We start from the raw sequence: 12,609 nt of genomic DNA, 5'->3' as shown, positions 1-12,609 counted from the left end.
TGAGAAGAAGGGGGTAATGATATCTAGGTGGATTTCTGGATGTTTTTAATATGATTATTGATTGGAGGAAGTGACATGGACGTGGCTAAATGCACTTTGGATGGTAATAATTATTATGTTGATAGGTTTTCAGAGCTGCCAACAGGGAAGTTAGCTGAAAAAAGACGAGCGCTTATATGCACAGGCTGTGGTAATCAAGCTTACTTTAAGCGTGCCGCGACTAGCGGACAGGGAGCTTGTTTTGGGGCAAGGCCCCATGCGAAAGATTGTAAATTTGCTACTCCTGAGACTGAGGAGTTAAAGGGGGAGCTTGAGGATAGGAGTATTTTAACTAATCCAGGTAATCGTATACTTCTTGACCTTCAGTATGGCGCACATGAGGGTGCAAATGTGGCTCCTGGAGGCCCTGAAGGTAGTGCTAATCCTCGAGGAATGAGGTATACAAGTGAAAATGCCGGAAGAACGGCAGACTCCCGAAGAAGACTCAGCACTATTTTACGGAACCTTATTGCCTCGGATGATTTTAGGCGGTCTGAAACCGTTGTTGAAGTTTCTCAAGAAATCTCAATGCCAATTAAAGATTTTTTCGTGAATTTCAGTGTGGTTGATGACAGCTTTGTAAATAAAAAGCTAGGGTTTTGGGGGTTGATATATGATACCGGGGATGGTTCAGAGGGTAGTCTATGGCTGAACACTGGAAAAAAAGATAAGCTAAGTATTCTAGTGGTGGGCGAGATGTATCCGAAGTTTAAAGATAAATTCAGGCTTGTTAATTCTAATAGTCCTGAAGGAATGCATGTATTAGTTATCGGGGAGCTAAAAAGGAGTAGCAAAGACAAGCTGTATATCATGTTAGAGGGTTTGGATAGATGTACACTTTGCGATGATAAATAGAATGTTTTATAAATAAGGGCGATTGGTGTATCGCCCTTATTTATTAGTGCACTCTCAGCGCCTCGATATCCTGGGCGATGTCTTCGGCGAGCTGGCGGACGGCTTCGCTTTCGCCTTCACGCTGGGCGTAGGCGCGCAGGCCCATGACTTCGGCCTGCAGGCGGCGGCCGAGGCGTTCCGGCTGGTGCGCGGGGCGCTCGGGGTCGATGAGTTCACCGGTGTCGCGGGCGTCCGCGAAGGCCTGGCGGAAGCGGGCTTCCATGTTGGCGAGCAGCGTCTCGACCTTGTCGCGGGCGGCCTGTTCACGCTCGCCGAGTTCCAGCAGGCTCTTGGCCAGCATGCAGGCGCGGGACGGCACCTCGCAGTCGCGCAGCCCGCCGAGCTTGCGGATATAGGTGGCGAGGGCGGTCAATGGCGAGTCGTGGCTGGCCATCAGGCTTTCCATCTCGCGCAGACTGCGCGCGGAGTAGCAGTCCAGCGCTTCCTGGAAGAGGCCATCCTTGCTGCCGAAGGTGGCGTAGATGCTGCCGGGACGCATGTCGAGCGCGTGCTCGATATCCTTCAGCGAAGTGGCATGAAAGCCCTTCTGCCAGAAGAGATTGAGCGCCCGTTCGAGGGAATCCTGGCGGTTGTGCAAGGTCGCGCGTGGCATGGCTGTCCTGACGATGGGGCTCGCGAGTGACACCTGTCTTCGCTAAGTATGGCGAAGCGGACGGTCTGCAAGGAGCAAGGTGTTGAGTGAGTACTCAAGTTTAACTTGAATGATCGCTCAAATCCAGCTAGTGTGTTCCCCGACAACGCAGTGCAGCGGATTGTCAGGCGTTATTTTGAGCGTTTGCTCATATCTTGCCCTGCATCCCCAGGGGCGCTGCTCAAGGCTTCATGCCACTGACTGGCAGCCCGCCCCTGAGGCTCCGCGCATCTCGCTCATCATTCCGAAGGAGTTCTCATGACAGATTTCACACTCTACACCGCCGACAATGCCCCGCAGGACAGCAAGCCGCTGCTCGGCAAGTCTGTCGAAGCCTTCGGCATGGTGCCGGGCCTGCACGCCGTGATGGCGGAAGCGCCGGGCCTGCTGGAAGGCTACCAGGTGCTGCACCAGCTGTTCCTCGACAGCAGCTTCGATGATGAAGAGACCACCGTCGTGTGGCAGACCATCAACGTCGAGCACAACTGCCACTACTGTGTGCCGGCGCATACTGGTATCGCCAAGTCGATGAAAGTGGATGACGCCATCATCGAGGCGCTGCGCAACGAGACGCCGCTGCCGACCGAGCGCCTGGAAGCCCTGCGCACCTTCACGCTGGCCGTGGTGCGTGAGCGTGGCTTCGTCGATGACGCCACCGTGCAGACCTTCCTCGATGCCGGTTACACCAAGCGCAATGTGCTGGAAGTGATTCTGGGCCTGTCCCAGAAGGTGATGAGCAACTACACCAATCACCTGGCCGAGACGCCGATCGACGAGCCGTTCAAGAAGTTCGAGTGGCACAAGCAGGGCTGAAGCTGAGGCGAGAGGGAACGGCAAGTGCCTGACTCTCCAATGCTAATGAAAATATTTCTCATTAGTGTTGACGTCTGAGCCCGCGGGTCATATTCTGGGGTCATCGCTTCCCCGCCATGGGTAGCGGTGTCCCGGCCAGCGGAGTCAGGCCCCTGTCCGGGAGGCTTCTCATCAGACAGTTTTACGGTCCTTGCCAGCGGCTCATCCTACGGGGTGAGCCGCTTTTTTATGCGCAAAAAAAGACGCCTCCTTCGCTTGCGCGAGGGAGGCGTCCGGAAGCACTTCTCGATTCACTTGCTTTCCGTCTGCCAATGACAGGGAGGAAGGCTTGCGAGCCGAGCGGTGCTTCGTGCTCACCAGATTTGGATGTCAGGTCCCTGGCAAGCGTCTCATCAGGCCAGTCACGACCTTGATATTCTGGCGCCATGATACGTCAGCCGGTGAGGGGAGGCCAGCGGCGCGTGAGATAAACGCTGACTCAATGTTAATGAAAATATTTCTCATTAGTATTGACGGCGTCTGCCGGAGAGCATAATCTGGATTCATCGCTTCCCGCCATGGAATGCGGTAGCCAGAACAGCGGAGTCAGGCCCCTGTTCGGGTTTCTCCTCATCAAGCTAGTCACGGTCTTAGGGCGACTCTCACGGGTCGCCTTTTTTCGTGTCTGGCCGTCAAGCGCTGCTCTGGCGCGCTATCTCCCTCACTCGCTCGATCTCTCGCACGCTCATTCCCGCGGGTGATCTCTCGCACGCGACTTCTCGCTCACGCCCTCGTGCTTGATAACGCCCCGTCGCTCGGCCTCCGCTGGCGCGCCATCTCGTTTAGAATGACGACATCCTATTCCCACGCCGCCAAGGCGCCCGGGTTTCGCTGCCTTTTCAGACGGTTGGCCATTGCGGCCAGTCATTGTCATCAGTCGGTGTACAGGCGCGACCCGCGAGGCTTTTCGAGGAAGTCATCATGATCACACTCTATCGACTGCACGATGATGGCCGCCTGCGCGGCGAACATATCGTGTTGCCCGACCCGCAGCCCGGCCAGCCCGATGCGCCGCCGCGCTTGGCGGACAGCGCTGAAGAAGCGGCTGCCCTGCATGCCGGGTTGCTGGCCGATGACGAGCTGGCGCCACCGATACTGGTACGAAGCGATGTGCTGTGGATCGATCTCTGCGAGCCGGATGAGCAGGAAAAGCGCTGGGTGAGCGAACAGTTCACGGTGGAGCTGCCTGATGTCGAGGAGCTGGAGGAGATCGAGTCGTCGTCGCGCTTCTATCTGGAAGGCGATGGCATCCACGTCGTCTCGCTGTTTCCGCATCGCAAGGGGCGCGAGCCACAGACGGCCAACGTCGCCTTCCATCTGCATGGACGCCAGCTGATCAGCATGCGCCACGAGGATATCGGCCTGCTGCGGCTGTTCCGCAATCACCTGCGTCGCCAGCGACTGAGCCCGGAGGATGGCTGGGAGGTGCTGCTGGCGCTGCTGGCGATGAAGGTCGATTACCTGGCCGATGAGATCGAGGATATCTACCGGGCACTGGAAGCGCTGGGCAAGCAGGCGGTGCACCCCGAGGCGCTGGAGGACACCCTGCACGGCATCCTGTTGCAGGAGCGCTACAACGACAAGGTGCGCCAGTCGCTGCTGGACAGCCAGCGCCTGCTGCGTCAGCTGACGCGCCATCTGCCCTCGGCGCCACGCCAGAAGTCGCGGCGTCAGGAGATTCGCGACATGCTGCGCGACATCGACTCGCTCAATCCGCACACCACCTTCATCTTCGACAAGGTCAACTTCCTGCTCGATGCCTCGATCGGTTTCACCAATCTCGATCAGAGCCGCATCATCAAGATCTTCTCGGTGGCGGCAGTGGTCTTCATGCCGCCGACATTGATCGCCAGCATCTACGGCATGAACTTCCACTGGATGCCGGAGCTGGACGAGGACTGGGGCTATCCCTTCGCGCTGTGTCTGATGGGGGTGTCGGCGCTCTCGACCTATCTGTTCTTCAAGTGGAAGAAGTGGCTGTAAGTCGCTGAAGACAGGCATAAAAAAAGCGCCTGGCGTCGTGAGACGGCAGGCGCACAAGAAACTTGCATTACAACACTGAAGATCGCCACCGAGGCCCGGGATGGGCCGACAGCGAAACCGCGCGTGGGGGCGTCGCCATGCAGACCAGTCACCGGGAATCGGTGGGATGAGCAGTGCAACTACCTGAGCGCGAACCTGGACGGTCGGGCTGCGCCACGCAGGCCCGGCCGTCGTCGGTCTAGTCCGGAAGCAGGCGGCCGATGCCGCGACGCGCCTGCTCCCGCATGTTCGTGGCGCACAGTATAGGGTGCCGCGCTTTGGAGAATAAGCGCGTACAATCGAAAACTAGGGTTTCCAATATGGAAACCTGGAATATTGATGGGATGTCTGGCCGTGTTCAGGGGGCCATGGCGGTTGCACAGCGAGGGTAAGGGAGACACATGGCGACACTTGATGCATTGCGCGTATTCGTCGAGGTCGTGCGCGCGGCCAGTTTCACGGCGGCGGCACGGCGACTGGGAATTTCCAAGTCGCTGGCATCCAAGCGGGTGGCGGCACTGGAAGAGCAGCTGGGCGTCAGCCTGATCAATCGCTCGACCCGTAAGCTGCATCTCACCGAGGCGGGGCGCATCTACTACGAGCACGGCCTGCGCATCCGCGAGGAGTTGGAATCCGCCGAGGCCCGCGTGCAGTCCGTCACTTCGCAGCCGATGGGCCAGCTCAAGGTATCGGCGCAGGTGTCGTTCGGCTTCATGTATCTGGCCGCGCCGACCACCGCCTTCATGCGCCGCTACCCGGATGTCAGCGTCGAGATTCTGCTTGAGGATCAGCGCTTCGAGCCCATCGATGAATCGGTGGATCTGGCGATTCGCATGGGGCCGCTGCCGGATTCCTCGATGGTCTCGCGCCCGCTGTGCAAGGTGGTCTATGGCCTGTATGCGGCGCCGGACTATCTGGCGCGCGTCAATGCGCCGCCGGTGCAGCCCCAGGACATCCGCGCCTTCGATACCATCTTCTACGGCAATTACGACCTGGGGGCGCATTGGCGCTTCACGCTCAATGGCCAGCCCTTCGATGTGGAGCCGGAGTCGCGGCTGGTGATCAACAATCTGCTCGGCGTGGTGGAGGCGGCCAAGGCCGGCTTCGGTCTCGCCTATCTGCCGACCTTCTCGGCCCGCGCGGCAGTGGAGAGTGGTGAGCTGGTGCCGCTGCTGCAGCCCTACTGGAACGAGCATGGCTCGATGGTGGTGCTGTTCCGCTCACGCAAGTACCTGCCCGACAAGACCCGCGCCTACCTCGATTTCATCACCGAGTGGTTCCAGGAGCATCTGCAGCTCTGACGTTGCCTCTACCGAGAGGGTTACCACTCGATGGCCTGGCCGGCCCAGTCGTAGAAGCCGCCGCTGGCGGTGGACGGGAGTTCAGAGGCGACGCGCAACAGACGGCGCGCTACGAAGCCCGTCGTGAAAAGTTTTCCCTCGGGCACGCGGGCCTGGAAGGGCGTCGACAGGCCGGTGTCGGTGGTGCCGGGATGCAGCGCGACCAGCAGCGCCTCGGGATTGCGCCGCGCGATCTCGATGGCGGCGGTCTTGAGCAGCATGTTGTGGCTGGCCTTGCTGGCGCGATAGGCGTACCAGCCGCCGCTGCGGTTGTCGGAGATCGAGCCGACCCGCGCCGACAGCGAGGCGAAGATCACCGGCGTGCGTCGGCGCAGGCGTGGCGCCAGCATTCCCAGCAGCAGGGCCGGGGCGAAGGCGTTGACCTGATGCAGGCGCGTCAGGGCCGCCAGACTCAAGTCTTCCAGACGCTTCTCCGGCCATAGCTGCTCGCGCTCGTCATGCAGCAGGCCCAGCGCGTTGAGTATCAGCGCCGGTGGCTGTCCCGTCTCGCGCTCCCCATCCAGTTGCTGCGCCAGCCACTCCTCGAGGCGCGCCGTGCCTTGCTCGGTGGTCAGGTCGGCTTCCAGCGTCTCGAGCTCGGGATGTGCCGCCAGGCATGAGACATCGCGACTCACCGCCAGCACTTTTCCACAGTGGGGATGGGCGAGCAGCTCAGCGATCAGCGCCCGCCCGATCCCGCCGCTGGCACCGGTGACCAGTGCGCAGAAGCCCTGTGGCAGGCGCGCGAAGGTGTCCGCCGCCAATGGCTGATCTTCCAGTCTGCTTTCTGCCATGCATGTCTCCCTCTGTAGTGGCCGAATGTGACTGTCGTCAGGCAGTGCGCTCCATCAGCCTGGCGAGACGGGAGTCGCTGCTGAGCGTGGTCGGGGTGGTGTCTTCCTGCAGGCGGCCCGCTTCCAGCAGCGCCAGACGCGCAAAGCGCTCCAGCCCCAGCGGCTGGTGGGTGATCATGATCAGGCTGCGGCCCTCGCAGGCGACGAGAATCGCGCTCATCACCTGCTCGGCGCTGGTGCGGTCCAGTCCTTCGCAGGGCTCATCGAGCAGCACGATCGGCGCCGGTGACAACAGCGCGCGTGCCACACCGAAGCGGCGCAACTGGCCACCGGACAATGAACGACCCCCTTCATCCGGGAAGCCGGCCAGTCCCTGTGGCTGGCGGGCCAGCCAGTCGCCGAGGCCAAGGCTTTCCAGCATGCGCGTCAGTGCCTCATCGCTGGCCTCGGGAGCGGCCAGGCGCAGGTTGTCGGCGAAGCTGGCACAGAACAGATGCGTGTCCTGCGGGCAGACCGCGAAGCTTGCGCGCAGCGTGGCCTCATCGAGTGAATCCAGCGCCACGCCGCCCAGCCTGATGCGTCCGGCGCTGGGGATATGGAAGCGACTGAGCACGTCCAGCAGGGTGCTCTTGCCGCTGCCGGACGGGCCGAGCAGTGCCAGATGCTCGCCTGCGGAGAGTGTCAGTGACAGCTCTTCAAGCACCGGCGTGTCGCCGCGGGTGACGCTCAGCTGCTCGATCTCCAATGCATGACCCACCGGCGTGGCAGCCTCGCAGTCACTGGGGAACTGGGCCGCCGGCGTATTGGCCTGCACGCCGTTGAGGCGCGCGGCCGCCGACAGGCAGCGACCGAGCCCCTGCCAGGCCAGCGGCAGTGGTGCCAGTGCCTCGAAGGCGCCGAGCACGGCCAGCAGGAACAGTGCCAGCAGACGACCATCGAGCAGCTCGCCAGAATGCGTCGTCATGTCGGTGTTTGCATATGGCGCCATCTGCATCACGCCGAGTAGCGCCACCCCGGCCAGCGTCAGCCCCAGCAGACTGTGGCTCAGCCAGCTGGCCAGTGCCTGACGGCGTGCCTGGGCGCGCTCGATGCGGTCCCGCTCGGCCTGTTGCTCGGCGAGGCGCTCAAGCTCTTCATTCCAGCGACCATAGATCACCAGCTCACCCAGTCCCTGCAGGCGCTCCAGCAGGCGCGCGCGCAGGCGGCTGGCCGAGGACTGATGCCGCATGGCGTCAAGGCTGCCACGCCACCAGGCCAGCCAAGGCACCAGTCCGCCGGTCAGTACCAGCCCGATCACCGCCACCAGCGCCAGTATCGGCGCGAAGATGCCGATCAGCGTGCCGGCGGCGAGGATGGCGCAGACCGCCACCAGCGAGGGAATCAATACACGCACGTAGAGGCTGTCGAGGGCGTCGACATCCGCGCCCAGGCGCGTCATCAACTCTCCCTGGCCGGCATGCTGCAGGGCGGCAGGGGAGAGCGGCTCGATGGCCTCGAACAGGCGGCGGCGCAGGCTCGCCAGCAGACGCAGCGTGCCTTCGTGGGTGGTGACGCGCTCGCCATAGCGCCCTGCGGTGCGCGCCAGCGCCAGACCGCGCACGCCTGCCGCCGGGGTGAAGAAGTTGAAGGCCTGGGTGGCGGCGACGCTCAAGCCGGCCACGGCGGTGGCGGAGAGAAACCAACCCGACAGCGCCAGCAGGCCGGTGGCGGCCAGCAGGGTGATCAGCGCCAGCAGCGCACCGATGCCCAGCCAGCCGCGATGCTCGCGCATCAGGGCCAGATAGGGCGTCAGTTCGCGCAGACCTGGGCGCTGCTCGCTATACGCTTCACCCAGTGCTGGTTCACTGGCTGTGACAGCTGCGGGCGTATCAGGCGCGGGCTTGCGGATGGCGCGGCTCATGCGTCACCTCGCGGCGTCGGGAGGGGGAGCGGGCGGTCCTGCACCAGCTGGCCATCGTCCAGATGAATCAGGCGCTGGCACAGCGTCAGCAGCTCTGGTCGGTGGGTCAGCAACAGCAGGGTGCGGCCCTCGCCGAGACGCTTGAGCGCGGCGATCACGCGCGCTTCGCTCTCGGCGTCCAGGCTGGCGGTGGGTTCATCCAGCAGCACCAGCGGCGCGTCATGCAAGAAGGCGCGGGCCAGTGACAGGCGGCGTGCCTGGCCGCCGGACAGCGCCTGACCGCCCTCGCCAAGGCGCGTCTCGAGCCCGCGCGGCAGGTGCTGGTACCAGTCAAGCAGGTCGGCATTGTCCAGCGCCGCTTCGAGCTGGGCGTCGCTGGCCTGAGGCCTGGCCAAACGCAGGTTGTCGGCCAGCGTGCCGGACAGGACCACCGTCTCCTGACCGACCCAGGTCGCCATGCCCGGCGGCAGGCCGTGGCTCAGCGGATGGCCGTTGAGATACAGCAGGCCGTCGCTGGCCTCGACGAAGCCGAGCAGCAGATTGAGCAGCGTCGACTTGCCGGAGCCGGAGGCACCGGTCAGCGCGACACGTTCGCCCTGGGTGATCCGCAGGGTCAGCGGGCCGAGCGCCGGCGGAGTCAGCGTGCTGGTCTGGCTGCTCCACTGATTGGGATAGCGCACACAGACCTCTTCCAGCATCAGCGAGTGCAGCTTGCGGGTCTGAGGGCGCGCCGCGGGCAGGTCGCTGTTGGCATTGTGCGCCTGTGTGGCAGCCTCGGCCTCTTGCGTGAAGGGGGCACTGCCGACGATGGAGGCGAGGTCACTGGCGGCAGCCTCGGCCTCGGCCTTGGCGTGATAGTGCACGCCCAGCTCGCGCAGCGGCTGATAGAACTCGGGCGCCAGCACCAGAATGAAGAGTGCGGTCTGCAGGGTCAGCGGTGAGTCGCCCCAGGTGCCGAATTGCAGATGGCCGAGGAAATGGAAGCCGAGGTAGACCGCCAGCAGCGCGATGGACACCGCGGTGAAGAATTCCAGCACCGTGGAGGACAGGAAGGCCAGGCGCAGCACGCGCATGGTGCGCTTGCGAAAGGCATGGCTGACCGCCTCGACCTGGGGGCCGCGTCTGGCGCTGCCGAACAGCTTGAGGGTCTTGAGGCCGGTGAGCAGGTCCATGAAGTGACGGCCCATGCGGTCCATCTCCCGGAACTGCTCCTGCGAGCGCTTGCGCGCCGCGATGCCGACCAGAATCATGAAGATCGGCACCAGCGGTGCGGTGGTGGCCAGAATCAGGCCGGCCGCCCAGTTGAGCGGAAACACCACGCACAGCAGCATCAGCGGAATCAGCCCCGCGAGGCGTGTCTGCGGACGGAAGTCGGCGTAGTAGCCGTGCAGTGACTCGACCTGGTCCCAGACGCGGTTGGCGAGGCTGGTGCGATGCTGGCGACGCACCCACAGCGGGCCGAGTTCGGCGAAGCGCTGCAGCAGGCGCTCGCGCAGGCGACGGCGGACCTGCTGACTGGCGCGGGTGCCGGCATAGCCACGCAGGCCAGTGAGCGCGCCGCGCAGCGAGAGACTGGCGGCGAGCACCGCGATGGCCGGCCACAGTGTCGCCAGGCCTTCGCGGTCGATCGCCACGCCCTGGGCCAGACGGGCGATGGCCCAGGCCTGGGCGATCAGGACAAGTGTCGAGAGCAGGGCGCACAGGATGGCGAGCTGGGGCCAGCGGCCACCGGCACGTGCCAGTGTCTCCAGCCAGCGGCGTGGCACGAATTCTGCCGATGCAGTGGCATCGGTGGGGGAGGGTGAAACATCGGGTGCAGCGGCAGTTCGGGGCATTCATGCTCCTGCCGGTGGTGGCAGAGATAGTTGCAGGGAGGCGCTGGCGTCACGTCTCAAGGCAGAGAATGACGCATCTGGCGCAAGCTTACCGCCGAGAGAGCGTTGGTACACGGCGACGCACTGTCGCACATCTTCACCTTGCGTATAATATGCCCCAGCACTTGCTGCTGAGACAGCAGCGTGATTTCACGGCTCGGCAGTCAGTCATTGCCGAGACGCTTGTTGCCCTCTCTTCTCGAACTACTGGACTCCACATGACCGTTCGTACGCGCATCGCACCGTCGCCGACTGGTGATCCCCACGTCGGCACCGCCTACATCGCCCTGTTCAACCAGTGCTTCGCTCGTCAGCACGGTGGCGAGTTCATTCTGCGTATCGAGGATACCGATCAGACGCGTTCCACCGGCGAATCCGAGCAGATGATCCTCGACTCGCTGCGCTGGCTGGGCATCGAATGGGCCGAAGGCCCGGATGTCGGTGGTCCGCATGGCCCGTACCGTCAGAGTGAGCGTGGCGACATCTACGCCAGACACTGCCAGCAGCTGATCGATGCCGGCCATGCCTTCAAGTGCTATCGCACCAGTGAAGAGCTGGACGAGCTGCGCGAGTCGCGCAAGGCCGAAGGTCTGCACATGGCGCTCAAGCCGTCCGATCTCGCGCTGCCGGCAGAAGAAGTGGCACGTCGTGAAGCGGCGGGCGCGCCCTTCGTCATCCGCATGAACGTGCCGGAAAGCGGCACCTGTGTGGTCAAGGACATGCTGCGCGGCGAGATCGAGGTCGAGTGGGCCCAGGTCGATGCGCAGATCCTGCTCAAGTCCGATGGCATGCCGACCTACCACCTGGCCAACGTGGTGGATGATCACCTGATGGAGATCACCCACGTGCTGCGTGGCGAGGAGTGGATCAACTCGGCGCCCAAGCATCAGCTGCTGTATGAATACTTCGGCTGGCAGATGCCGGAACTGTGCCACATGCCGTTGCTGCGCAATCCGGACAAGACCAAGCTGTCCAAGCGCAAGAACCCGACGTCGATCCTCTACTACCGTCGCATGGGTTACCTGCCGGCGGCGGTGATCAACTATCTCGGTCGTCTCGGCTGGTCCATGCCGGACGAGCGCGAGAAGTTCACCCTGAGCGAGATGCAGGAGCACTTCGATATCCAGCGTGTCTCGCTGGGTGGCCCGGTGTTCGATGTCGAGAAGCTCAGCTGGCTGAACGGTCTCTACATCCGCGATCTGTCCGAGGACGAGCTGCTGAGCGAGCTGCGTCAGTGGGCCTTCAACGAGTCCTACGTCAAGCAGATCCTGCCGGAAGTGAAGCCGCGCATCGAGACGCTGTCCGAGGCGATTCCGCTGGCCGGCCACTTCTTCTCCGGTCTGCCGGCCATCACGCCGGACGACTTCGCCAAGGCGAAGCTGGAAGGCGAAGACCTGGTGCGTCAGATGCAGTTCCTGACCTGGAAGCTTGAAGCCGTGAGCCGCTGGGACAAGGAGCATCTGCTGGCGGAAGTGAAGCTGCTCTCCGAGCACTTCGGGCTCAAGATGAAGGACTTCCTGGCACCGGTGTTCGTGGCGGTGACTGGCTCGGCGACCTCCACCTCGGTGATGGACGCGATGGTCATTCTGGGCTCCGACATGACGCGCGCGCGTCTGCGTCACGCCGTGTCCGTGCTGGGCGGCGTCTCCAAGAAGGCCGCCAAGCGCTTCGAGAAGGAATATCGCGACCTGTAAGAATATCGCGACCTGCAAGAATATCGCGACCTGCAAGGGTGTCTGCGATGTGCAGATGATGGCCCCCGTGACGTAGTCGTCATGGGGGCCATGTCTTGCAGCAGGGCGCTGAACAGCGCTTTCAGTGCTGATCAGCAGCACGATGAGAATTGTGTGAAAAAGAAGTTGACGACCCCGAGGGTTATCAGTAAGATACGCCTCGTTCTTGAGAGACGGGGCCTTAGCTCAGCTGGGAGAGCGCAACACTGGCAGTGTTGAGGTCAGCGGTTCGATCCCGCTAGGCTCCACCAAGTTTCTCAAGCGACTGCGTCCCATTCGTCTAGTGGTCCAGGACACCGCCCTTTCACGGCGGTAACAGGGGTTCGAACCCCCTATGGGACGCCACTCTTCAGACATCTCGAGTCACCTTTCAGGTCTCGTGAAGTCAACAAAAAAGCACACCTTGCGGGGTGTGTTTTTTTTGTCCCTGATTCTGGCTTATGCACAGCCTGTGCGTCGGCAGAAAAGCATGTTATCCCCAAGTCGCCCTTGACAGACCTCGTGTCTTG

Annotated in this window: 9 protein-coding genes and 2 tRNA genes; 7 read left to right on the top strand and 4 right to left on the bottom strand. The window is 62.6% G+C overall.

Features of this window, described 5'->3' with window-relative positions; genetic code table 11:
* Window positions 1-75: 75 nt before the first annotated feature.
* On the top strand, window positions 76-894 hold the full coding sequence (locus ACJJV2_RS14605) for a hypothetical protein (RefSeq protein ID WP_405281921.1): 819 nt from the start codon (window positions 76-78) through the stop codon (window positions 892-894).
* Window positions 895-937: 43 nt separating this feature from the next.
* Here the strand turns inward: ACJJV2_RS14605 and ACJJV2_RS14600 are convergent, their stop codons facing one another.
* Window positions 938-1,546, bottom strand: coding sequence for a TetR/AcrR family transcriptional regulator (locus tag ACJJV2_RS14600; protein WP_405281919.1), 609 nt, complete (start codon window positions 1,544-1,546; stop codon window positions 938-940).
* A 297-nt stretch (window positions 1,547-1,843) separates the two neighbouring features.
* On the opposite strand from ACJJV2_RS14600, the gene ACJJV2_RS14595 reads away from it, so the two are divergent.
* The 3 genes from ACJJV2_RS14595 (at window position 1,844) to ACJJV2_RS14585 (ending at window position 5,760) form a co-directional block, all read left to right on the top strand.
* Window positions 1,844-2,398: a carboxymuconolactone decarboxylase family protein gene (locus ACJJV2_RS14595; protein ID WP_043333113.1), complete on the top strand. Its 555-nt coding sequence runs from the start codon at window positions 1,844-1,846 to the stop codon at window positions 2,396-2,398.
* 960 nt (window positions 2,399-3,358) lie between these two features.
* A complete protein-coding gene (gene corA / locus ACJJV2_RS14590) occupies window positions 3,359-4,420 on the top strand; it encodes a magnesium/cobalt transporter CorA (RefSeq protein ID WP_084589333.1) in 1,062 nt (353 codons plus the stop codon).
* A 440-nt stretch (window positions 4,421-4,860) separates the two neighbouring features.
* Entirely contained in the window at window positions 4,861-5,760 is a 900-nt protein-coding gene (locus ACJJV2_RS14585; RefSeq protein ID WP_043333112.1) for a LysR family transcriptional regulator, read from the top strand.
* Window positions 5,761-5,780: 20 nt separating this feature from the next.
* Here the strand turns inward: ACJJV2_RS14585 and ACJJV2_RS14580 are convergent, their stop codons facing one another.
* The 3 genes from ACJJV2_RS14580 to cydD are packed head-to-tail and all read right to left on the bottom strand — an operon-like array spanning window position 5,781 to window position 10,328.
* On the bottom strand, window positions 5,781-6,593 hold the full coding sequence (locus tag ACJJV2_RS14580) for an SDR family NAD(P)-dependent oxidoreductase (protein ID WP_405281916.1): 813 nt from the start codon (window positions 6,591-6,593) through the stop codon (window positions 5,781-5,783).
* Window positions 6,594-6,630: 37 nt separating this feature from the next.
* Window positions 6,631-8,493, bottom strand: coding sequence for a thiol reductant ABC exporter subunit CydC (gene cydC / locus ACJJV2_RS14575; protein WP_405281914.1), 1,863 nt, complete (start codon window positions 8,491-8,493; stop codon window positions 6,631-6,633).
* Window positions 8,490-10,328, bottom strand: a complete 1,839-nt coding sequence (gene cydD / locus ACJJV2_RS14570) for a thiol reductant ABC exporter subunit CydD (protein ID WP_405281912.1) — start codon at window positions 10,326-10,328, stop codon at window positions 8,490-8,492. Before cydD ends, cydC begins: the two co-directional genes overlap by 4 nt.
* Before the next feature lie 257 nt (window positions 10,329-10,585).
* Here cydD and gltX point away from each other — a divergent pair, with 257 nt between their 5' ends.
* The 3 genes from gltX (at window position 10,586) to ACJJV2_RS14555 (ending at window position 12,445) form a co-directional block, all read left to right on the top strand.
* The gene (gene gltX / locus ACJJV2_RS14565) at window positions 10,586-12,061 is read left to right on the top strand and encodes a glutamate--tRNA ligase (protein ID WP_405281910.1); all 1,476 of its coding nucleotides are present in this window, start codon (window positions 10,586-10,588) and stop codon (window positions 12,059-12,061) included.
* A 214-nt stretch (window positions 12,062-12,275) separates the two neighbouring features.
* Window positions 12,276-12,351, top strand: a tRNA-Ala gene (locus tag ACJJV2_RS14560).
* Between the two features lie 18 nt (window positions 12,352-12,369).
* A tRNA-Glu gene (locus ACJJV2_RS14555) sits at window positions 12,370-12,445 on the top strand.
* Window positions 12,446-12,609: the final 164 nt, after the last annotated feature.

Origin of the sequence: Cobetia sp. Ld8 (genome assembly GCF_045066615.1) — a bacterium.
Lineage (GTDB): Bacteria > Pseudomonadota > Gammaproteobacteria > Pseudomonadales > Halomonadaceae > Cobetia > Cobetia amphilecti.
This window is presented reverse-complemented; position numbering and strand designations above follow the sequence as displayed.